Raw genomic sequence first — 21,951 nt, 5'->3', positions numbered from 1 at the left:
TATAAGGTACTTAAAATCTGTGATTTATATATATTAATGTGCTAATTATTCGCTAAAAACGGCACATAATTAAGTCTTTCCCAGTATCTTTGTGTTAATTATTCCTTTTACGGCTAATTTTTGTACTTTTAACTGTACTATTTCAACCCTATGCGCGGACCCCTTTTCTACTCAAAAATATTACTCTTTGGAGAATATGGCATTATCAAAGACTCAAAAGGTCTCTCTATTCCTTATAATTTTTATAAAGGTGCATTAAAAATCGATAGGCATCACACTGTCGCAACGCACAAGTCGAACGACAGTTTAAAACGTTTTGCTGTATACTTAAAAGAATTGCAGGAAGGTAATCCCGACCTTGTGTCTTTTGATCTAGAAAGTCTACAGGCTGATGTTGATGATGGACTGTATTTTGACTCAAGCATACCTCAAGGTTACGGTGTAGGGAGTAGCGGTGCATTGGTTGCCGCGATTTATGATAAATATGCACACAACAAGATCACGGTTTTAGAGAATTTAACTCGGGAGAAATTATTAGAGTTAAAAAAGATTTTTTCTGAAATGGAATCTTTTTTCCACGGAAAGAGCTCCGGCCTAGACCCATTAAATAGTTATTTGAGTTTGCCCATTTTGATCAATTCACATGACAATATTGAGCCAGCGGGAATTCCGTCACAAACTGAAAGTGGACGTGGCGCCGTATTTTTATTAGATAGTGGTATCATTGGCGAAACTGCTCCGATGGTTCAGATCTTTATGGAAAATATGAAGCAAGAAGGTTTCCGAAATATGCTTAAAACCCAGTTTGTAAAACATACAGACGATTGTGTTCACGATTTCCTTAAAGGAGATGTTAAGTCGCTCTTCGGAAATGTAAAGCAACTTTCTAAAGTTGTTTTAGATAATTTCAAACCAATGATTCCTAAGCAATTTCAAACCTTATGGAAAAATGGAATTGAAACAAATGCCTATTATTTAAAGCTTTGTGGATCTGGCGGTGGTGGTTATATGCTTGGTTTTACTGAGGATATTGAAAAAGCGCGAAAAGCTTTAAAAGGGCATAACCTAGAGGTGGTTTACAGCTTTTAGACTTTCTTTATTATATTTTGAATCATGTTAAGCCGAAAACAAAAACATGTATTGCTCAAGTTTTTCAGCTTGTTTTCTATCGTACGAGGCTATAACATTTTAGTTATCGCTCTTGCGCAGTATCTAACTTCTATTTATATTTTAGCACCGCATTTACCTCTTCGGAAAGTGCTATTCGACCTTAATTTATTGATGCTAGTTTTAGCATCAGCTTCTGCTATCGCAGGAGGTTATATCATCAATAGCTTTTACGACAGTGAAAAGGACCTTATTAATCGTCCGAATAAAACATTCTTAGACAAATTAGTAAGTCAGCAAACCAAGTTATCTGGCTATTTTGTACTCAATTTCTTGTCGGTTTTCTTTGCCAGTTATGTTTCCTTTAGAGCGGTTCTGTTTTTTTCGATCTATATCTTTTTGATATGGCTTTACTCGCACAAGCTTAAAAAATACCCTTTCATTGGTAATATTGTCGCCGCCATTCTTGCTGTAATTCCGTTTTTCGCTGTTTTTATCTATTACGGAAACTTTGATCTTGTGATCTTTGTACATGCTACCTTTTTGTTTTTGATCATCTCGATGCGTGAACTCACTAAAGATTTGGAGAATATTAAAGGTGATCTTGCCCAGAACTATCGTACGATCCCTGTGGTGTACGGCGAGAAAGTTTCAAAGCGAATGCTTTTAATACTTAGTATGTTGACATTAGTACCTATTGTGCTATTACTAACAAAGTTTGATGTAGGGCACATGAATCTTTTTTTCTACGGAAGTATTTTCGCCCTTATTGTTTTCGATATCTTACTTTTTAATGCGGGAAGAAGACTTCATTATATCATACTTCACAATATCTTAAAATTGATAATCGTAGTGGGCGTTTTCAGTATTGTGCTGCTCGATATCGATCTTGTTCTCAATAGGATTTTTTAAGAATTTTTTCTGAAAGAGAACAGACCAATTTTTTGGTATCTTTAGTTCTATGAAAACAGAAAGTACATTGCAAGTAGCTTTGGCCCAAATTTCACCAGTTTGGCTTGATAAAACGGCGACCCTTGAAAAAATCATAACTCAAATAAATGAAGCTGCGAAAAAAGGAAGCCAGCTTATTGTATTTGGAGAAGGACTGCTTCCGGGTTACCCATTTTGGTTGGCTTTAACCGATGGTGCCTCGTGGAATATAACCGTAAATAAAGAATTACACGCGCATTATGTTCGAAATTCAGTTTGTATCGAAAAAGGGGATTTGGATGAGATTTGTGCGCTGGCAAAGAATCACAATATAGCAGTTTACCTCGGAATTATTGAACGTCCGTTAGACCGTGGCGGACATAGTATTTACGCATCTCTGGTCTATATCGATCAGCAAGGAATCATACAGTCGGTTCACCGAAAATTACAGCCCACTTACGACGAACGACTCACTTGGGCGCCGGGAGATGGCAATGGTTTAAGAACTCATACTTTAGAAGATTTTACGGTTGGCGGACTCAATTGCTGGGAAAACTGGATGCCGCTGCCAAGAGCTGCGCTCTACGCGCAGGGTGAAAACCTGCACGTGGCCGTATGGCCAGGCAGCGACCACAATACTAAAGACATCACACGTTTTATAGCCAGAGAATCACGAAGCTATGTGATCTCGGTTTCGGCATTAATGCGTGTAGAAGATTTTCCGCAGAATACACCGCACTTAGAAAAAATATTTGAAAAAGCACCCAAAGTGCTTGCCAATGGAGGAAGTTGCATTGCAGGTCCAGACGGTGAATGGGTGGTAAAACCCGTATTGAATAAAGAAGGAAACATCTATCAGACCTTAGATTTTAATCGTGTATTGGAAGAACGACAAAATTTTGACCCTGTTGGACACTACTCGCGGCCTGATGTAACCCAGCTGACCGTCAACAGAGAACGACAAACCACTGTGCTTTTTAAGGATGTGTAATTAATTTCTTCCGAAGTAAGATTGTACTGTGGTAACCACAAAGGCTTTAACTATCTTTGCAGTAATTTAATTTAAAAGAAACCCGCCACTGCGGGCAGCATGATGAGCAGACAAGGAAATAACGATAAGGGCAAAACTTCAGGAAGAGGATCTAACAATACCAAAGGAAAGAGTAGTGCTCGCGGTAACGCGCCCCTAAAGCGTGAAAATCAAGGAAAAGTCTCAGGAAGAGGCGGTGCACCTGTTGCCAAAAAAGCAACAAGTTCAAAAACGAAACAAGAAGGAATTCGGCTTAATAAATATATTTCTAATAGTGGTATTTGCTCCCGTCGTGAAGCAGATACTTATATCGCTACTGGTTTGGTAACTGTAAACGGAAAAGTGATCAATGAAATGGGTCACCGCGTAAAACTTGAAGACGATGTGCGTTTCGACGGACGAAGAATCAATCCAGAACCTATGGCGTATGTTCTGTTGAACAAGCCAAAGGGTTTTGCTACTACAACGAGTGAAAGCAAAGGACAAACAGTAATGGACCTTGTTGCTAATGCCACTTCAGCACGTATTACACCAATTGGTCGTTTAGGTAGAAATGCAACCGGTTTACTATTTTTTACAAATGACGATAAGTTAAAAGAAAAATTAAGCAAAAAAGGAATGGAGCGCTTGTTCCATGTGGAGCTCGATAAAAATTTAAAGGCAGCCGATCTTCAGAAAATTTCAGAAGGAATCGTTATTGCTGGCAAAAAAGTGCAGATCGAAGAAATAAAGTATGTCGCTGATGCACCTAAAAATGAAGTTGGTCTGCGTATCAAGCATATGGGAAATAGTGTGATTCGTGATATCTTTCAGGAATTAGGCTATGATGTGGTACGTATTGACTGCGTAACTATTGCACACCTTACTAAAAAAGACCTGCCACGCGGTCGATGGAAAATCTTAACCAAAGAAGAACTTGAGCTTTTCTCAATGTTGTAGAAACATTCCATTATTTTAAACATAAGTATGAGTTCTCCGCGATCCTTTTATACCGCTCAAAAAGCATCTTTTGAAGGCCAATTGGCGAGTATTAAAAAGATGTTGGTTCAATCAAGCATCATTCGATTGCTGGTATTCTGCGTGATGATCTTAGTTATTTATTTCTTTTATGAGAATGCGAAACTATGGGTTCCTATGTTGGCGGGCTGTATTATTTTATTCTTTTATTTGATCCATAGACACGCCAATCTTTCTGAAGAACGCGATAAGATTCTAGCGCTTGTTGCTATAAATCAGACCGAACTCGACGTACTCGATGGAGATATTTCGGGCTTGGCATCAGGGAAAGAGTTTAAACAAGGAGATCATCATTATAGTTACGATCTTGATCTTTTTGAAGATGGATCCTTTTTTCAATATGTGAATAGAACCGTTTTGCCCTCAGGGAAACAAGCACTCGCTACTTCATTAGCATCTAATGAGACACATACCATTGAGGCAAAGCAGCGAGCCGTTCAAGAATTGGCAGCCATGCCAGTTTGGCGACAAGATTTTGCTGCTACGGGTAGTTTGGTAAACGTTGAGGTTAGCTCCAATCATATTCTCAATTGGCTTCAAAATCACAAATCATTTGTGCCGAAGACAATGCGCTACATCCCACAGCTGTTCTTAGGTGTTTCATTGCTCATTTTTGTACTGAACTATCTAAGTCTAGCACCCTTGTCGGTTACAGTAATCTGGTTGTTTGTGGGGATTTCTATAACGGGAGTCTATTTAAAAAGCATAAACCAGTTATACCTGCATTCGAACAAAGCAAAAGACACTTTTAAACAGTATTATCAGCTTTTAGAACGTATTGAAAAAACCGACTTTTCTTCGGAAATATTACAAAACCAACAAAGTAAAATAAATACAGAAACCAAGAAGGCCTCACAGATCTTTAAGGATTTTTCAAAATTACTGGATGCGTTTGATCAACGGAATAATATGATGATTGGTGTCTTTGCCAATGGATATGCGCTTCGGGATCTTCAGCTTTGCTATCGTATTGAGCAATGGATGGCAACCTATGCAGACCAAGTTGAAAAGTGGTTTGAGGTCATTGCATTTTTCGATGCGCAAAATTCATTCGCCAATTATACCTTTAATCATCCAGAATTTGTCTTTCCGAAGCTATCTACCAATACTGAAGTGATTCGAGCCAAAGCACTTGGCCATCCTGTACTTGACAAAGAAAAGCGCATTGATAACGATTTTACCATCGAGCAAGGCCAGTTTTTTATCATTACTGGAGCCAATATGGCTGGAAAAAGTACCTTTTTAAGAACAGTTTCCTTAGCTATCGTAATGGCAAATGTAGGGCTGCCTGTTTGTGCTAAAAGCTTTGATTATACGCCTAAAAAATTGATCACCAGTATGCGAACTAGTGACTCGCTTACCAATGATGAGTCTTATTTCTTTTCAGAATTAAAACGATTAAAAATGATCGTAGACGCCTTAAATTCTGAAGAAGATCAAACAGGTTATTTTATCATTTTAGATGAAATTTTAAAAGGAACCAATAGCGAAGACAAAGCCAAAGGTTCCAAGAAATTTATTGAAAAACTTGTAGCTTCTAATGCCATGGGGATCATTGCAACGCACGATTTAAGTCTTTGTGAAGTTGCAACCGAATTACCACAGGTAAAAAACTACTATTTTGATGCTGAAATTAGCAACGATCTGCTACATTTTGACTACCTTTTAAAGGTTGGAGTGTGTCAAAACATGAATGCATCTTTCCTTTTGAACAAAATGGGTATCGTATAAGCCCTTTAAAATCAGTATTTTTAGTTTTTTTATTGCTTGTTTTAGCTTAATTAAAAAATTAACTTAATTTAATTTGCAATTCATTTTTTTTTCATTCTTTTGCCATGTGTTTAGCTGAACAAATTGAACAAAGTTTCTGTGTTCGGGTTTTTGAAGATTAGGAAGTCATATTCAAAAACATCCCGCAAGGCGGGAAGCCGAAATTTAAAGCTAGCTTCCGCTTTACTTATTCAAGACTGCCTTTTTCCCTCGCAGCGCTCGGCCTATTGGCTGGATCCAATTCGTATCTAAAAATACGCGTTCATTACCTATCTTTACCTATACTCTAGGGCATACCCTTATTATTTTTACTTTTAAAACCTTATAATGAATACTAAATATATTGATCTCATCAATCAAACCTATGATTTTCCACAAGAAGAGTTTACTCTTGACGGAAATACGTTAGAATTTCACGGAGTCTCTTTAATGGACCTTGTTGCCGAATATGGCGCACCCTTAAAGTTTACCTATTTGCCTAAGATTTCAGAAAATATTCTACGTGCCAAAACATGGTTTGCCAATGCTATTGAAAAACACAATTACCAAGGAACATACAATTATTGCTATTGTACCAAAAGTTCACATTTTAAACATGTCTTGCATGAGGCATTAAAGAATGATATTCATATTGAAACTTCTTCGGCCTTTGATATTAATATTGTGGAAAACCTAAAGAAGGAAGGGAAAATTAATGACGATAGCTACGTGATCTGCAATGGTTTTAAACGTGAACAATATATCGATAACATCGCGCGACTAATCAACAACGGACATAAAAACTGTATCCCGATCATTGATAACTACGAAGAATTGGGCTTGCTTTCGGAAGAGATCAACGGAAAATTCAAAGTGGGAATTCGAATTGCTTCGGAAGAGGAGCCAAAATTTGAATTCTATACTTCGCGTTTAGGTATTGGTTATAAAAACATTGTGCCTTTCTACGAAAAACAGATCAAGGCCAATGAGCAAGTTGAACTTAAAATGCTTCATTTCTTTATCAATACAGGAATACGTGATACAGCGTACTACTGGAACGAATTGGTGAAATGTCTTAACGTATATACCAAACTAAAACAGATCTGTCCAACGTTAGATAGTTTGAATATTGGCGGCGGATTTCCTATTAAAAATTCGTTGGCATTCGACTATGACTATGATTATATGGTTGATGAAATCGTTAATCAGATCAATATTACCTGTGAAGATGCCGGCGTAGCAGTACCAAATATATTTACTGAATTTGGAAGCTTTACCGTTGGAGAAAGCGGAGGTGCTATATATGAAGTGCTATATCAAAAACAACAAAATGATCGGGAAAAATGGAATATGATCAATTCATCTTTTATTACTACTTTACCTGATACTTGGGCGATCAATAAGCGCTTTATTATGCTTGCAATTAACCGTTGGAATGAAGAATATGAACGTATTTTATTGGGCGGACTAACTTGTGATAGCGATGACTATTACAACAGCGAGCAGCATATGAACGCAATTTATCTTCCGAAGTACAAAAAAGAAAAACCGCTCTATATTGGCTTTTTTAATACGGGAGCCTATCAAGAGTCTATTGGTGGATTTGGCGGATTACAACACTGCCTCATTCCATCACCAAAACATATTTTAATTAACAAAGATGCTGATGGCAACATCACAAAACAACTTTTTTCAGAACAACAAACAAGCAAACAATTGCTAAATATTTTAGGTTATGAACACTAAAACGTATGCAGGTATCCCGCAACAATACGCGGCCCTGGAAACTTCAAAAATTGTATTGATCCCTGTGCCTTATGACGGTACAAGTACTTGGCAAAAAGGAGCCGACAAAGGTCCTGATGCTTTTTTAAATGCTTCGGAAAACATGGAGCTATACGATATTGAAACTGAGACCGAGGTATACAAACAAGGGATCTATCTAGCAGACGCTATTAAAGAAGATAGTTCACCTGAAGCGGTAGTAGCTTTGGTGCATAAAAAAACAAAAGAATATATTCTTCGGAATAAATTTGTGACTGTTTTTGGCGGTGAGCACAGTATCTCTATTGGAACCATTCGTGCATTTAATGAATGTTTTGACAACCTCACCGTACTTCATATTGATGCGCATGCTGATCTTCGTAAAGAATACGAAGGTTCTTCGTGTAACCACGCTTGTGCCGTTTATGAAGCGAGTCAGACCACCAATTTAGTTCAAGTGGGTATTCGCAGTATGGACGTCGCTGAAACCACCGTGCTTGACCCTGAAAAAACATGGTTTGCACATGATATGGCGAATGATGAATACTGGATGGACAATGTGATTGAAGCTTTAGGTGAAAATGTGTTTATTACCTTCGATCTAGACGCTTTAGATCCGTCTATTATGCCAGGAACGGGAACCCCAGAGCCAGGTGGTTTGTTTTGGTACGAAACTCTTGAATTTTTAAAGCAGGTTTTTGCTGAAAAGAACGTGGTTGGTTTTGACATCGTAGAACTTTGTCCGAATGAGATCAATAAGCAGTCAGATTTTCTCGCTGCCAAACTTTACTATAAAATGCTGAGCTATAAATTTTCGGGAGAAGCCCAAAATGAAGAATTTGAAAGTAATTTTTTAGAAGAGAATAAAAGCAATTCAAAATTTAACACCGAGGAAGATGAGTACTAAAGGAGCGATTTCAGAATTTATTCAGAAATACTATTTGCACTTTAATGCAGCGGCTTTAGTCGATGCAGCAAAAGGATACGAAGACCAATTGAACAAAGGTTCAAAAATGCTTGTATCGCTAGCAGGTGCTATGAGTACTGCGGAAATAGGAAAGATCTTTGCTGAAATGATCCGTCAAGATAAAGTACAGATCGTTTCATGTACTGGTGCGAACTTGGAAGAAGACATCATGAATTTGGTAGCGCATAGTCACTACAAACGTGTGCCTAATTACCGCGATCTAACACCGCAAGACGAGTGGGATTTACTTGAGAAAGGACTAAACCGTGTGACTGATACCTGTATTCCTGAAGAAGAAGCTTTCCGAAGAATACAAGAACATATTGTAAAGATCTGGAAAGATGCCGAAGCCAAGGGCGAACGTTACTTGCCACATGAATATATGTACAAGCTCTTATTGAGTGGCGTTTTGGAGCAATATTACGAGATCGATATCAAGAATTCTTGGATGTATGCTGCCGCCGAAAAAAACCTGCCAATCATCTGTCCGGGCTGGGAAGACAGCACTATGGGTAATATTTTTGCCAGCTATGTTTTAAAAGGAGAGTTAAAAGCTTCGACCATGAAAAGTGGTATTGAATATATGACCTTCCTTGCCGATTGGTATACAGCTAATTCAGAAAACGGTATAGGTTTCTTCCAAATTGGCGGAGGAATCGCTGGAGATTTCCCGATCTGTGTAGTTCCTATGTTATACCAAGATATGGAGCGCACCGATACACCGTTTTGGAGTTATTTCTGCCAGATCAGTGATTCAACAACTAGTTACGGGAGTTACTCAGGAGCCGTTCCTAATGAAAAGATCACTTGGGGGAAACTAGATATCAACACCCCTAAGTTTATCATTGAAAGCGATGCGACCATTGTGGCGCCTCTAATATTCGCCTACTTGTTAGGCATGTAACATGCAAGAAAAAGAAATAGAAAATATTGAGCTTTCATACCTCACTATTCAAGATTATCAGGAGCTTAAAGAAGCAACTCAAGAATCTTATAGTGGTTTTGAGCATTCATATTGGCCTAAAACAGCCATTCAAAGACTGATCGATATTTTTCCGGAAGGACAAATTTTGATTAAAATTGATGGTGAAATTGCAGGTTGTGCTTTATCGATCGTTGTTGATTATAATCAGTTTGACGATAATCATACCTATGCCGATATCATTACCAAAAGCACGTTTAAAAATCACAAGATGGACGGTGATGTGCTCTATGGAATTGAAGTGTTCATCAAGCCAAACTTTAGAGGCTTACGCTTAGGAAGACGTTTATATGATTACCGTAAAGAACTATGTGAAAACCTAAATCTCAAAAGCATTGTTTTTGGCGGTAGAATGCCTAATTATCATAAACATAAAGACCTCTATACACCTAAGGAATACATCAACGCTGTAAAGAGAAAAGAAATTAGTGACCCGGTTCTTAACTTTCAGATCTCAAACGATTTTCACCCAGTTCGCGTGATCAAAGGCTACCTTGAAGGAGATAGAGATTCGGGAGAATTTGCAGTTTTGATGGAGTGGGATAATATTTATTATACCAAACCTAATAAGTCGCCGTCTTCAGTAAAAACCATTGTACGACTTGGTTTGATCCAGTGGCAAATGCGACCGTATGCCGATCTTGAAGAGTTAATGCAGCAGGTTGAATATTTTATTGATACCGTTTCGGGTTATCGTTGCGATTTTGCCGTGTTTCCAGAGTTTTTTAATGCGCCACTCATGGCGGCATACAATCACTTAAAAGAATCTGATGCTATTCGTGAACTTGCCAAATACACCGAAGAGATCAAGAAGCGTCTTTCAGCATTTTCTATTTCGTACAACATCAATATTATTTCTGGAAGTATGCCCGAACTGGTTGGCGATACTCTGTACAACGTAGGTTATTTATGCCGTAGAGACGGAAGTGTGGAGCGTTATGAAAAGATCCATGTGACGCCAGACGAAGCAAAAGTATGGGGAATGCAGCGTGGAAGTGAATTAAAGACCTTTGAAACTGATTGTGGTAGAATTGGGATCCTTATCTGTTATGATTCCGAATTTCCTGAATTATCTCGTTTGTTGTCTGATGAAGGTATGGACATCTTATTTGTACCTTTTTTAACCGATACCCAAAATGGGTATTCGAGAGTTCGACTGTGCGCACAGGCACGTGCCGTTGAAAACGAATGCTATGTAGCAATCGCCGGAAGTGTGGGCAACCTGCCAAATGTTGAAAATATGGACATTCAATATGCACAATCGGCTGTATTTACGCCTTGCGACTTCGCTTTTCCTAGCAATGGGATCAAAGCCGAAGCAACCACCAACACCGAAATGATCTTAGTAGCCGATGTCGATATTAGTCTGTTGCGCGAGTTACATTCCTTTGGTGCCGTAAAAAATCTAAAAGACCGCCGAAAAGATGTCTATGATGTCATTCGCGTAAAACCCTCTAAATAGTTTAAAATTGTCATGAATACAGTTATGAAAAGAGTTATTGTAGACTACAAAAAACTCACCCAAGAAATTTTGGACCTACTGGTTGAAAAGTATCCAGATGGATATAAAACAAAAGATATTGTCGTTTTTAGAAATGCACAAAACGATATAATTGAAGCCGTTGAAGTACGAACAGAAGACACCGTTTATTTGGTAAAAGTGAGTCAGCGATTGCTAGACACGATTGAAGATTATGATGCCGATGAGGATTTTGATGATGATTCTGACGATGAAATGCAAGAAGAGCCTTCAGAAGAAGTAGATTTCGATTAAAACAATTATTATTTGGCCATCCAGACCTTGCGCATGCAAGTGTCTGGGCGGTCTTTCCGCGCTACATGGTAGCTTGCTGCAAATGCGCAGCATTCACGACCACTTATTTTTCAATTATTAAGGCAGGAGTAATCCCTCTTGCGAGGCTTGGGCTAATTTATGGCGTTTTCGCAATTCCCAGAGAGTAAAGCAAATGACAACGGTATATTCTAAAGCAACGAGCCACAGATTTTCTTCAAACCCGCTTGCACCATAAGCCGAATAGCTTAGCATTGCTGCCAAACTCCAAACTATTGGGAACTTGTAGTTCGTAAAAACTGCGAGTAAAAGCGGTGTTGCTATATACCAAGGATGTACCGTAGTTGATAATAGGAAGTATACAGAAACACAAAACAGCATAGCAGTGATTAATTGTATGGTGCTTTGGTTTTTCCGAAAGAAGCTCATCCCCAAAATAAATAGAACCACAACAATAGGTAAGATCTTGCCAACGGTTTCTATAATATTCCAGCCAACGGTTTGAAAACCGATCCATCGAATGATATAATACACGCTGGCGTTAAATTCGAAGTTTTGGAACCAAAGACTGATGGTAGCTGCAAAATTCGAAACAAATTCCGAAGAAAGAAAAGGTGCAAAAGTGAGTAGCACCGTACCGATCACAACCAAATAAAACTTAATGGATGAAGTCAAGTTAAGCGCTCGCCAGAATGAAATTTTGTTTGCGGTGGCAGTTGGAACCTCCTTTTTAAAGAACCATTTAAATAATAACGGCAATAGTAACAAGGGTAATAATTTTACCGAGATCGATATTCCGAAGAGTACAGCCGCCCAAAACCATTTTCCTTGGGTAAGCAGATAAAGAGACCAAACTAAAAAGAAAAGCATCACGCCTTCAAAATGTAAGTTTCCGGTGAGCTCGATGATGACAAAGGGACTCAGGAAATACCAAAATATATTGTTTGCGGGTAGTTTCATTTTTGCTAACAATTTTCTTCCGAAGTAGAGAATTCCAATATCTGCAGCGATCAAGATCGATTTTAAAACCATTACAGACCCTAAAATGGAATGTTTGGCAAATAGTGCGGCAATAGCAAAACAAAGCTGATTGATAGGCGGATAATTGCTGAAGTGGCTTCCGTTGAGTGCGCCCATACCTTCGTACAATTCTCTGGCTTGGGGAACCACTTCATTTCCGGCGTTCAGGTAGGCTTCGGGAGTGATCAAATACGGATTAATACCTTGTATGAGTAATCTTCCGTCCCAAAGAAAGCGGTAAAAATCTTGAGATAAATTGGGGATTGCGGGAAAGAAAAGCAACCGAAATAGGATTCCAGCAATTATAAGAAGCCAAAGGTTGATGCTGTCAAACTTAATGAGCACGTACGCGAAAGAGAATAGCGCAGTCACGAGTCCAAAGAGTCTAGGAAAATCGGTTCTATCAAGTTGATAGGCGAACGTCCAATAAAAAATAAGACTTACCACAACCATTAACAAGGGTATGCGATATGACTTATTTAAGTATGCGATCATTACATTAGTCTTGCCATTCGGCTATAAAAAGATTGGTGTCTCTTCCGCCACCGTTATGTCGGTTTGAAGAGAAAGCCAAATACTTGCCATCATTAGAAAATACTGGAAAAGCATCGAAGGTTTCTCCATGTGTCACACGCTCCAGGTTCTTTCCGTCCAGGTCGATCAAATATAGATTAAAAGGGAAGCCGCGTTCGGCTTCAAAATTACTGCTAAATAATACTTTTTTTCCGTCGGGTGTGAAAAACGGACTCCAATTCGCGTTTCCTAAATTGGTTAACTGACGTAATTCACTTCCGTCGGCATTGCAGATATAAAGTTCCATTTCGGTAGGTTCAACCAAGCCATCCGCTAAGAGATCTTTGTATTTTTTAATGGCTTCAGGTGTTTTTGGTCGTGAAGAACGGAAGATCAATTTGGTTCCATCCGGAGAGAAAAAAGCACCGCCATCGTAACCCAATTCGTCTGTAATTTGTTTAACATCACTTCCATCTAAATTCATGGTGTATAATTCAAGATCACCACTACGCATGGAGGTAAATACAATTTTATCGCCTTTTGGTGAAACTGTGGCTTCGGCATCATAACCCGGTTCTGTGGTGAGTTGGGCAGTGATATTTCCTTCTAAGTCTGAAACAAAAATATCAAAGCTGTCATAAACGGGCCAAACATAGTTGCCATTTTTCCGAAGCGGCACTTCAGGGCAATTTTCATCAACCAGATGGGTTGATCCATAAACATAATGTTTGTTATCTGGTAAAAAATAGGCACAGGTTGTTCTTCCTTTTCCAGTACTGATCATAGGAGGTTTCGTGTCCTTAAATGTTTCCGAAGCATTCATCAAGAACATCTGGTCACATTCCATGCCCCACGCTTTATTGTTTGATTGAAAAACAAGCTGCTTATCGTCAAAACTCCAATAGGCTTCAGCATTGTCGCCCCCAAAGGTTACTTGTCTGATTGACTTAAAATGTCTTTCCTCAGGATAGATTAGAGAATCGGTTTGAGTCTTATTTGTTTCAGTCTCGATCTGCTCATTTGTTTCTGACGATTCGTTAACTATTTTGTTTTCAGATTGATTTTTACAGGAAAGGAAGGCGAAAACCACAAAAAGCGACAGTAAAATTCTCATAATTACATTAATTTTGCACAAAAATAATGATATGCGATCAATTGCAATAGTATTTCTAGTGTTGTTTGTAATTTCTTGTAAGAAGGAAGTGCAAAAAACGGTAACAATGAAGGAGGATGTTAGCATTTTAGCTGATGATGTTTTTAATGGAAGACAAACCGGTACGCCCGGGGAATTGGCTGCAGCAGCTTATATTGAAAACCGATTTAAGCAAATTGGATTATCACCTAAAGGAGTTTCTGGAAACTATACACAAACCTTTAGTTTTAAGCAGTCAACCAATCCGCATGAGAAGGCGGAATACATGCAAACCCCAACAGATAGTACGCTTACTGGAACAAATGTAATTGGTTATATTGATAATGGAGCACCAACAACGGTTATTATTGGCGCACATTATGATCACTTAGGAATGGGTGGTGAAGGATCTTTGTATCGTGAAGGAGCTGCTATTCATAATGGAGCCGACGATAATGCGAGTGGCGTTGCTATTTTATTAAAATTGGCACAAGAACTCGTATCGCAAAAGCAAGCGAGTAATTATTTATTTATTGCTTTTTCTGGAGAAGAAGTTGGTTTGTTGGGATCGAACTATTTTGTCAAGAACCCTACCATCGATCTAAATACTGTAAGTTATATGATCAATATGGATATGGTGGGTCGTTTAAATGATGAAAAAGCCCTTGCCGTTCATGGCGTAGGAACCTCGCCAATATTTAAACAAACCTTATTTGCAAATAATGAAGGACTGAGTATTGTAGAGTATGACAGTGGCATTGGACCAAGTGATCATACATCGTTTTATTTGATGGATATTCCTGTATTGCATTTTTTTACGGGGCAGCATGAAGATTATCACAAACCTGGTGATGATGCCGAAAAGCTTAATTATGAGGGTATGGAAGAAGTTTCAGCATATATTTCACGTATCATCAGTGATTTACAAGACAACGGAAAGCTTACCTTCAGAAAAACAAAGAATGAAAGCGAAGAAGTACCTCGTTTTAAAGTAGGCTTGGGTGTTGTACCCGATTATCTTTTTAACGGAAAAGGAATGCGTATTGATGGTGTGAGCGAAGATAAACCCGCGCAAAAAGCCGGCTTACAAAAGGGCGATATTGTTGTAAAATTAGGGGATGCTGAAACACATGATATGATGAGCTATATGCGTGCGTTGGCTACCTATGAAGAAGGACAAAGCACCGTTGTTACTATTGAGCGAGATGGTGTGTTACAGGAAGTTACGGTTACTTTTTAATTAGAAATTTCGGGCATATGAAAAGCCCATAAAAATATGAAGTACCACGGTACGCGTAGCGGGTGTTTCGTAGGTATATCCAACTTTAAAGTCGTTTTTCCCTCTTCGGTGATAAATATCAAACCCGAATTGGAAAAGTTTATCCTTCGGCTGAATCGTGTATGGAGAGTTATCGCCCACAAGATTTCCTTCGAGTAGCGCATTGTGCCCCACAAAACTATGACTCACATGGAGTCCGAAGAAGAGTTCATTCTTTAAAGCTCCCATTTGGTTATAGGCACTACTATTGATAAGTGCATTTCTTCTTCCGAAGAAAAATTGTGCCTGTTGCTTTAAAAAAATATCCTTGGTGCCCAAGGCAATTTCCGGGCTGTAAGAGATATGAACGCTAAACGGATTAGGTAGAAGTTGCCATTCTTTCACATACTTGGTAAATAAATTAACGTGAAAACTATTTTCGATCTGCCCGATCCAGGCTACCGTTCTGCCAATGCCACCTGAGCTGTGAAATAAATTCTGAAAACCTTCAGCGCCAGAAGACTTTCCTGAGACACCCATAAGCAAGGTGAGATTGATCAAATTGTTTTTCCCGATTACCGTATAGCCGCTTGAGATTCCTAAGAAACCTGCATACGGACGGTCAAGTAGGGCAATGTCTTGTGCTTCGCGATCTGTAGGTGTATAAAATACATGCTGAAGTTCAATACTGGTTTGTATGGTGCAATCTTCGCATGCGGGATTGACCTTTTGTCTGCGGTATCCTATAAAACTTCCTGTGGTATAATAACGATCTGTAAACAGTAAAAAATCATTGTCATGGCGAAATTCCAATCGGTTTTTGATAAAAGGATTGCTTTCACTAGAAACATCGGTTGTTTGACTAAAAGTTTCAGAAGTGAAAAAACTAATAAAAAGGCAAAGTAGAAGTAACCTCACAAAGCTTGGGGTTTTATGATTCGTACGGGATGCGAATATTTTATAATAGGTTTATATCTGTTATATTATCTGTATTAAACGCGAGAGGTAAGGCTTTTAAAAAAGACAAAGCCAAAACCAATAAAGAGCATTAAATGAAAAGGGAACAGACCAAAATCTCCACCTTGATCGCCTACAACAAATGCGCTGTACATGCCGAAACCAAAGTATAGCATTAGAATGCCTTCAAAAATAACGTTGGTCGAAATGTTCTTTTTTAGATATTTATTGCCTTTCCAGTTTTCTTTTAGGGTGCCAATATTGAACTTTGGCGTTCTAATAAAATCACTCTTTTTACCAAAATGACCTTCTAAGACTGCAATAGAATTATGTAACGAAAAGCCCATGGCAATCGAGAAAAAGGTAAAAAACATTCCTGTGTACTTTAAAAAACTTTTAAAGCCGCCGCCGTACATATTTTTATAGGTAAACCAATAACATACAAAGAAAATAATCGTACTCACCACAAAGAAACTCATAATAAGGAAGTATATCTTGAGGTGCTCGTATTCATTCTTGATATAGAGCATCGGAATACTCAAAATAGCGACAATAAGAATGTTTAAAAACATGGTGCTATTAAGTAAGTGAAGTGTTCCGTGCACTTTCGTCTTAAGCGGAATATCTTTGTTTTTCCACATGCGACCTAACATTTTTTTGAAGTTCTCTGCACCGCCTTTATTCCATCTAAACTGTTGTGAGCGGGCTGCACTGATGACTACGGGGAGTTCGGCTGGTGTTTCTACTTCTTCCAAATACTTAAATTTCCAGTTTTTTAACTGGGCGCGATAACTAAGGTCAAGATCTTCGGTAAGGGTGTCTCCTTCCCAATTTCCGGCATCAAGAATACATTCTCGTCTCCAGATTCCTGCAGTTCCATTAAAATTAATAAAGTGTCCGCGGCTGTTTCTTCCAACCTGCTCCAAAGTAAAATGCGCATCTAATGCAAAGGCTTGTACACGAGTAAGAATAGAATAGTCGCGATTTAAATGCCCCCAGCGGGTTTGTACCACGCCAATTTCTTCGTCTTTAAAATATGGAATGGTGTTTTTTAGCCAATTTTTCTTCGGAAGGAAATCAGCATCAAAGATCGCGATAAATTCACCTTTTGCTGTGTTGAGTCCTTCCTTCAAGGCTCCTGCCTTAAACCCTTTTCGGTCCTTTCGGGTTACATGCTGAATATTGAGCCCTGTTTTCCGAAGTAATTCGATATGCTTTTTGGTCATTTCAAAAGACTCATCCGTTGAATCGTCTAAGACTTGAATGTCGAGTTTATCTTTTGGATAATCCATTTTTGCGATGTTGGTAAGCAAACGCTCCATCACATATAATTCATTATAAACAGGAAGTTGTATTGTCACTAAAGGCACCTCTTCCTCCTTAGAAAGGTCAAACTTTTCGCAATTTTTGTTTGATTTTTTACGCGCACTCAAGTAGTTAAAGAGCAGGTTAAGTTGTGCCAACGCATACAAGAAGATCAGTATGAGCGCCACAGAATAAATGACCATGATGATGGTTTCAAGTATCATTTTTTAAATGTGTATTTAAAAATCCACGCTAGGATTTTAACGCCTGCAAATATAGCACCTTTTACCGTACCTGAAACTTTTGAAACCCCTATTCTGTTTCGATATTGTACAGGTATTTCAACGTATGTATATTTCTTTTTTAAGGCTTTTAATTGCATTTCTACGGTCCATCCGTAGGTTTTGTCTTCCATGGCTAAAGCTAGAAGTTTATCATATTTAATTGCGCGAAAGGGTCCGAGATCTGTAAATCGCGATCCGTAAAACAAACGCATCAAACTGGTTGCTAGTGCATTGCCAAAGATTTGTGGAAAGGTCATAGAGCCTGTTTCCCGTAGTTCTTTAACCCGAGCACCAATTACAAAATCGATGTTCTGTTCAATTATTGGAGCAACGATCTTGCTTAACTCTTGGGGATAATCACTATAATCGCCATCTAAAAAAACGATGATCTCTGGTTTTGCCGAGAGGTTTGCTATGTATTCCATACCTTTTAAACACGCATAACCATAGCCTTTATTGCTTTCTAAGAGTACGGTTGCTCCTGCATTTTTAGCTACGGTAGCTGTTTCGTCTGTAGATTGGTTATTGACCACGATGATCTCATCGACCATTTGTGGAATATCACCAATGACTTTTGCAATGGAACCTGCTTCATTGTAAGCGGGGATAATAACTTTTATGGAAGGATTCATTAAAAGGAAATAGTAGGATTATCGCGCTTAAACGCCCAAATTGAATTCCAAGAACCAACACGTATGTTGTTCTCATATTTTTCTGCTCGTGTCAGTTTCTTTTTTTTGTAACGCAAAGCGTAACCGTTTTTCTTATTATTCTGATACTGAAATTTGCTTATTTCATGGTTTGCAATATCGTAAAAAATCCACCAATCATTAGCCTGATCAACGTGGTAATGCCCTTCCTTCTCAATTTTTCCTTCTTCTGAAAAGAAATACCAATAGCCTTCTTTTTTATTTTTTCTGAAATGTCCTTTTGAAGAGACTTGTCCGTTGTGATAATAAAACGTCCAATAGCCTGTTTTTATGGTGCCTATAGACCAACCTTCGGCAATGATCTTTCCGTTATGATCATATTGCTTGGTGTAACTTTTTTTGTTCACCGCCGAAACACATCCGAAGAAAAAGAGTCCGAAGCAAAATAGCAAAATGAGCTTTTTAAATGTCATGGGTATTTAGACGCGGGTATATGGCTTAACTAACAAACTTCGTATTTGTTCTTTAGGTTCAATACTTTCCTCTCTTTATCATCGGTTTACTTTTTATTGACCAAGCTCATAAGATCCACATCGTTTCCGAGTAAAATTTCGTTGCCATTGATTCGGCCATCCATGCTATCGTTCTCGAGTTTTAATACACCTCTCGGACAAACAGCCGAGCAAACACCACAGCCCACACAGCTAGAGCGCACGATATTTTCTCCTTTTTGGGCATAGGCGCGAACATCAATACCCATTTCACAGTATGTAGAACAGTTTCCGCACGAAATACACTGTCCGCCGTTGGTTGTAATTCTAAATTTTGAAAAAAGGCGTTGTTGCATTCCTAGAATTGCTGCCATTGGGCATCCCATACGACACCAAACACGGTTACCAAAAATGGGGTAGAAGCCCGTTCCGATAACTCCCGAGAATATAGAACCAATTAAAAAGCCATAGAATGAACGAAGTTTACCAGCTTCAAATAGAAATAAGGTAGTTTCTGAAGTATAATGGATCGCAATTAAACTAAGCACGATCACTAAATAGCCAATCGCGCCATAGCGCGCATCTTTTGCTAATTCCTGTCGTTTAAAGATCCAAATAACGGCAAATAATACGCCTAAAAAGACAGCCACGCCAATTAAAAATACATCCTTAGTGAGCCAATATTTATTAGGATCGTAGCCTAAATAAGTTGAGATCACTGCTGTGGTCATCACTACAGAGAAAACCAAAACCGAGTGAATTACCCAGCGTTCTACTTTCCAAGCAGACATGCTCTTGTCACTTAAATGTCTAAATGAATCTCCGGCTGTTTCTGCAAGACCGCCACAACCACAAACCCAAGAACAATACCAGCGTTTCCCGTATTTATACGTCAGAATTGGAGATACAACAAAAATAGATAGGACTCCAAATAATAGAAATGCGAGTCCGATGGTCCCAGCATTAATAAATTCATCAACACGCCATTGATCAAAAGCGTAGTAATTAAGGGGCCACATGTTTTTAAGATCGTTGTATGGCAATGAAAAGTCATCGGTGTTGAGACGCGCCATGATCTCAGGAATCATAAAAGCAAAGGCTGTTTGAAAGAACATGACGCTTACGGTGCGCAATTGCTCATAACGGTTGTGTTTATATTTCCGAATGAATTTATATCCAAAGGCGAGAATAGCCACTGTGTACAGTGTTCCATACACAAACCATTGGCTGGCTTGTTTCCCGTTGAGTAGTTCGCTTAATGGGTCAAATAATGCTACAATGCCAGTATTTGCTGCGCCATCTACACCGAGGCCTAGAAGTTCAGCAAAAAAGTAAAGCACAATATAAAATCCAGTAAGGGCAATTCCGGCGATCCATGCGAGATATCCGCGACTGGAAATAGATTTAAACCAAACGCCATCATTTTTTATTCCTTCCATCTTATGCGCGTAGGCACCTTTTGTAAAAAGTACTACGCCGGCAAGGATAGATACCAAAGAAATGGTAAGCCATAAGCCTTTGTTAGGAAAATTGATATTAAAACCAGCAAGTACAATGATAAATAAGCCAGCCACGCCCAATATGGTACCTAGCTTTTGAAGTGTGTTGATCGATTTAGGTGGTTGTCCTGTTAGAGACATATCACGTTGTATAGTACTCATAGCTTAGTGGTTGTTGTAGGCGGTTAAAATTTCTTTTTCGTAGCGGCTATAAAATTCAGGATCAAAATTGGCTTGTTTTAAGTTTTGCATGACGTGGTCTACGCTCCTATTTTCGCTTAACCAGCGATCAAAAACTTCATGTCGCATTCGAATTCCGAAGGTATTCAGGCCTAGAAATTCCTTTGTTTCTTTATGATAGGCTACTGTGATACATTTAGTATCATCGTTGTGTTTCCAATGGAAATGTAGCTCCTCGTCCTTTTTGTTTCGCTCACTAAATACCCATCCATAAGTTTGATATTCAATGTCTAAAAATTTGGCGCTGTTAAACCAATGCCCAGGTTTGTATTCTGTTGGGTTTCCGCAGATCGTCTGCGCAACAGTTTCGCCCATCATTCTACCTGTGTACCAAACGGCCTCAATAGGGCGACGGTTGCCAATAGCCTCATGCTGCTCGGCGCAATCGCCTATGGCATAGACATCTTTTATGTTTGTTTCGAGCATTCGGTTTACCTTAACCCCACGACCTAATTCAATGGTGGTTTCTTTTAAGAAGGAAATGTTGGGAGAGACGCCTGCTGTTAATCCAACAACATCACAGGCAAGTTCTTCACCTGTTTCTTCAATGATCACTGCTTTGGCTCTCCCGTTTTCGTCGGAAATGATCTCCCTTAAGTTAGTGCTCAATCGAAGGTCGATATGATGGTTTTTAATATGCCGATTTAGCATTTCGCTCTCACCTTTCGGAAGTATACCATTCCAAAAACTATCCTCTCTAACCAGAAAGGTAACTGGAATATCGCGGGTTCGTAACATTTCCGCTAATTCAATGCCAATAAGTCCGCCGCCAACGATCACCGCACGTTTACAAATATTTTTATTAGGTGCGTTGTCTTCTAATTTTTGCAGATCCTGAAATGAATACAAACCTTGCACACCTTTTAAGTCTTGTCCGGGCCAACCAAATTTATTCGGTTTAGATCCGGTTGCGATGATTAATTTGTCGTATGTGAATCGATCGCCATCTTCACAAACAACTTCTTTGGTGTCGGTCGAGACTTGGTTAACATATCCTTTTTTAAGATCGATGCGATTCTTTTTCCAAAAGCTATCTTCGTAGGGTTTTGTATGTTCAAATTTCATGTGTCCCATATAGACATACATCAGGGCGGTTCTTGAAAAGAAGTGGTCTGTTTCCGAAGAAATGATCGTTATTTTATGATTGGAAAGTTTTCTGATATGACGAGCAGCTGTTACACCAGCAATGCCATTTCCAATTATTACAATATGCTCCATAGATTTCAGTTGGTTGCTCTTCTGTCGTTTATCAAGTTACTAACAT

The 21,951-nt window shown here is 38.8% G+C and carries 19 protein-coding genes; 11 read left to right on the top strand and 8 right to left on the bottom strand.

Annotation, left to right across the window (positions count from 1 at the left end; translation table 11 throughout):
• Positions 1–150 precede the first annotated feature (150 nt).
• From ACY2RU_RS03385 to ACY2RU_RS03340, 10 genes are all read left to right on the top strand, one after another.
• Complete coding sequence (locus ACY2RU_RS03385; protein WP_490136993.1) at positions 151–1,089, top strand: mevalonate kinase family protein; 939 nt, start codon at positions 151–153, stop codon at positions 1,087–1,089.
• Positions 1,090–1,113: 24 nt separating this feature from the next.
• Positions 1,114–2,019 (top strand): geranylgeranylglycerol-phosphate geranylgeranyltransferase, encoded by a 906-nt coding sequence (locus tag ACY2RU_RS03380; RefSeq protein WP_490136992.1) that lies wholly within the window; start codon positions 1,114–1,116, stop codon positions 2,017–2,019.
• Between the two features lie 49 nt (positions 2,020–2,068).
• Positions 2,069–3,028 (top strand): carbon-nitrogen hydrolase family protein, encoded by a 960-nt coding sequence (locus ACY2RU_RS03375; RefSeq protein ID WP_490136991.1) that lies wholly within the window; start codon positions 2,069–2,071, stop codon positions 3,026–3,028.
• Positions 3,029–3,127: 99 nt separating this feature from the next.
• Complete coding sequence (locus ACY2RU_RS03370) at positions 3,128–4,006, top strand: pseudouridine synthase (protein WP_490136990.1); 879 nt, start codon at positions 3,128–3,130, stop codon at positions 4,004–4,006.
• 27 nt (positions 4,007–4,033) lie between these two features.
• Positions 4,034–5,815, top strand: coding sequence for a MutS-related protein (locus ACY2RU_RS03365; RefSeq protein WP_490136989.1), 1,782 nt, complete (start codon positions 4,034–4,036; stop codon positions 5,813–5,815).
• Between the two features lie 366 nt (positions 5,816–6,181).
• Complete coding sequence (locus ACY2RU_RS03360; protein ID WP_490136988.1) at positions 6,182–7,579, top strand: arginine decarboxylase; 1,398 nt, start codon at positions 6,182–6,184, stop codon at positions 7,577–7,579.
• Positions 7,569–8,504, top strand: coding sequence for an agmatinase (gene speB, locus ACY2RU_RS03355; RefSeq protein ID WP_490136987.1), 936 nt, complete (start codon positions 7,569–7,571; stop codon positions 8,502–8,504). Before ACY2RU_RS03360 ends, speB begins: the two co-directional genes overlap by 11 nt.
• Positions 8,494–9,468: a deoxyhypusine synthase family protein gene (locus tag ACY2RU_RS03350; RefSeq protein ID WP_490136986.1), complete on the top strand. Its 975-nt coding sequence runs from the start codon at positions 8,494–8,496 to the stop codon at positions 9,466–9,468. The genes speB and ACY2RU_RS03350 overlap by 11 nt, the downstream gene beginning before the upstream one ends.
• Before the next feature lies 1 nt (position 9,469).
• The gene (locus ACY2RU_RS03345; protein WP_490136985.1) at positions 9,470–11,008 is read left to right on the top strand and encodes a bifunctional GNAT family N-acetyltransferase/carbon-nitrogen hydrolase family protein; all 1,539 of its coding nucleotides are present in this window, start codon (positions 9,470–9,472) and stop codon (positions 11,006–11,008) included.
• A 24-nt stretch (positions 11,009–11,032) separates the two neighbouring features.
• Positions 11,033–11,320: a hypothetical protein gene (locus ACY2RU_RS03340; protein ID WP_490136984.1), complete on the top strand. Its 288-nt coding sequence runs from the start codon at positions 11,033–11,035 to the stop codon at positions 11,318–11,320.
• Positions 11,321–11,437: 117 nt separating this feature from the next.
• Here the strand turns inward: ACY2RU_RS03340 and ACY2RU_RS03335 are convergent, their stop codons facing one another.
• Positions 11,438–12,853 carry an MptA/MptB family glycosyltransferase gene (locus ACY2RU_RS03335; protein WP_490136983.1) on the bottom strand — a complete coding sequence of 472 codons (1,416 nt, stop codon included), beginning with the start codon at positions 12,851–12,853 and terminating at the stop codon, positions 11,438–11,440.
• A 4-nt stretch (positions 12,854–12,857) separates the two neighbouring features.
• The gene (locus ACY2RU_RS03330) at positions 12,858–13,985 is read right to left on the bottom strand and encodes a TolB family protein (RefSeq protein WP_490136982.1); all 1,128 of its coding nucleotides are present in this window, start codon (positions 13,983–13,985) and stop codon (positions 12,858–12,860) included.
• 31 nt (positions 13,986–14,016) lie between these two features.
• Here ACY2RU_RS03330 and ACY2RU_RS03325 point away from each other — a divergent pair, with 31 nt between their 5' ends.
• Positions 14,017–15,243 (top strand): M28 family peptidase, encoded by a 1,227-nt coding sequence (locus ACY2RU_RS03325; RefSeq protein ID WP_490136981.1) that lies wholly within the window; start codon positions 14,017–14,019, stop codon positions 15,241–15,243.
• Here ACY2RU_RS03325 and ACY2RU_RS03320 read toward each other — a convergent pair whose 3' ends face one another.
• The 6 genes from ACY2RU_RS03320 to ACY2RU_RS03295 all read right to left on the bottom strand — a co-directional run bounded on the left by ACY2RU_RS03320 (position 15,244) and on the right by ACY2RU_RS03295 (position 21,905).
• Positions 15,244–16,179, bottom strand: a complete 936-nt coding sequence (locus ACY2RU_RS03320) for a lipid A-modifier LpxR family protein (RefSeq protein WP_490136980.1) — start codon at positions 16,177–16,179, stop codon at positions 15,244–15,246. It lies immediately after the preceding gene.
• 74 nt (positions 16,180–16,253) lie between these two features.
• Positions 16,254–17,747 carry a cellulose synthase family protein gene (locus ACY2RU_RS03315; protein ID WP_490136979.1) on the bottom strand — a complete coding sequence of 498 codons (1,494 nt, stop codon included), beginning with the start codon at positions 17,745–17,747 and terminating at the stop codon, positions 16,254–16,256.
• A complete protein-coding gene (locus ACY2RU_RS03310) occupies positions 17,744–18,439 on the bottom strand; it encodes a glycosyltransferase family 2 protein (RefSeq protein WP_490136978.1) in 696 nt (231 codons plus the stop codon). Before ACY2RU_RS03310 ends, ACY2RU_RS03315 begins: the two co-directional genes overlap by 4 nt.
• Positions 18,439–18,930 carry a toxin-antitoxin system YwqK family antitoxin gene (locus ACY2RU_RS03305; protein WP_490136977.1) on the bottom strand — a complete coding sequence of 164 codons (492 nt, stop codon included), beginning with the start codon at positions 18,928–18,930 and terminating at the stop codon, positions 18,439–18,441. Before ACY2RU_RS03305 ends, ACY2RU_RS03310 begins: the two co-directional genes overlap by 1 nt.
• Before the next feature lie 86 nt (positions 18,931–19,016).
• Positions 19,017–20,609, bottom strand: a complete 1,593-nt coding sequence (locus ACY2RU_RS03300; RefSeq protein ID WP_490136976.1) for a 4Fe-4S binding protein — start codon at positions 20,607–20,609, stop codon at positions 19,017–19,019.
• A 3-nt stretch (positions 20,610–20,612) separates the two neighbouring features.
• Positions 20,613–21,905, bottom strand: coding sequence for an NAD(P)/FAD-dependent oxidoreductase (locus ACY2RU_RS03295; RefSeq protein ID WP_490136975.1), 1,293 nt, complete (start codon positions 21,903–21,905; stop codon positions 20,613–20,615).
• Positions 21,906–21,951 lie beyond the last annotated feature (46 nt).

The sequence above is a fragment of the Ulvibacter sp. 2305UL32-6 genome (assembly GCF_058148545.1).
This window is presented reverse-complemented; position numbering and strand designations above follow the sequence as displayed.

Excerpts from the sequence above, each read along its gene's own strand:
- ACY2RU_RS03385 (WP_490136993.1), top strand. The coding sequence starts at position 151 with ATGCGCGGACCCCTTTTCTACTCAAAAATATTACTCTTTGGAGAATAT.
- ACY2RU_RS03380 (WP_490136992.1), top strand. The coding sequence starts at position 1,114 with ATGTTAAGCCGAAAACAAAAACATGTATTGCTCAAGTTTTTCAGCTTG.
- ACY2RU_RS03375 (WP_490136991.1), top strand. The coding sequence starts at position 2,069 with ATGAAAACAGAAAGTACATTGCAAGTAGCTTTGGCCCAAATTTCACCA.
- ACY2RU_RS03370 (WP_490136990.1), top strand. The coding sequence starts at position 3,128 with ATGATGAGCAGACAAGGAAATAACGATAAGGGCAAAACTTCAGGAAGA.
- ACY2RU_RS03365 (WP_490136989.1), top strand. The coding sequence starts at position 4,034 with ATGAGTTCTCCGCGATCCTTTTATACCGCTCAAAAAGCATCTTTTGAA.
- ACY2RU_RS03360 (WP_490136988.1), top strand. The coding sequence starts at position 6,182 with ATGAATACTAAATATATTGATCTCATCAATCAAACCTATGATTTTCCA.
- speB (WP_490136987.1), top strand. The coding sequence starts at position 7,569 with ATGAACACTAAAACGTATGCAGGTATCCCGCAACAATACGCGGCCCTG.
- ACY2RU_RS03350 (WP_490136986.1), top strand. The coding sequence starts at position 8,494 with ATGAGTACTAAAGGAGCGATTTCAGAATTTATTCAGAAATACTATTTG.
- ACY2RU_RS03345 (WP_490136985.1), top strand. The coding sequence starts at position 9,470 with ATGCAAGAAAAAGAAATAGAAAATATTGAGCTTTCATACCTCACTATT.
- ACY2RU_RS03340 (WP_490136984.1), top strand. The coding sequence starts at position 11,033 with ATGAAAAGAGTTATTGTAGACTACAAAAAACTCACCCAAGAAATTTTG.
- ACY2RU_RS03335 (WP_490136983.1), bottom strand. The coding sequence starts at position 12,853 with ATGATCGCATACTTAAATAAGTCATATCGCATACCCTTGTTAATGGTT.
- ACY2RU_RS03330 (WP_490136982.1), bottom strand. The coding sequence starts at position 13,985 with ATGAGAATTTTACTGTCGCTTTTTGTGGTTTTCGCCTTCCTTTCCTGT.
- ACY2RU_RS03325 (WP_490136981.1), top strand. The coding sequence starts at position 14,017 with ATGCGATCAATTGCAATAGTATTTCTAGTGTTGTTTGTAATTTCTTGT.
- ACY2RU_RS03315 (WP_490136979.1), bottom strand. The coding sequence starts at position 17,747 with ATGATACTTGAAACCATCATCATGGTCATTTATTCTGTGGCGCTCATA.
- ACY2RU_RS03310 (WP_490136978.1), bottom strand. The coding sequence starts at position 18,439 with ATGAATCCTTCCATAAAAGTTATTATCCCCGCTTACAATGAAGCAGGT.
- ACY2RU_RS03305 (WP_490136977.1), bottom strand. The coding sequence starts at position 18,930 with ATGACATTTAAAAAGCTCATTTTGCTATTTTGCTTCGGACTCTTTTTC.
- ACY2RU_RS03300 (WP_490136976.1), bottom strand. The coding sequence starts at position 20,609 with ATGAGTACTATACAACGTGATATGTCTCTAACAGGACAACCACCTAAA.
- ACY2RU_RS03295 (WP_490136975.1), bottom strand. The coding sequence starts at position 21,905 with ATGGAGCATATTGTAATAATTGGAAATGGCATTGCTGGTGTAACAGCT.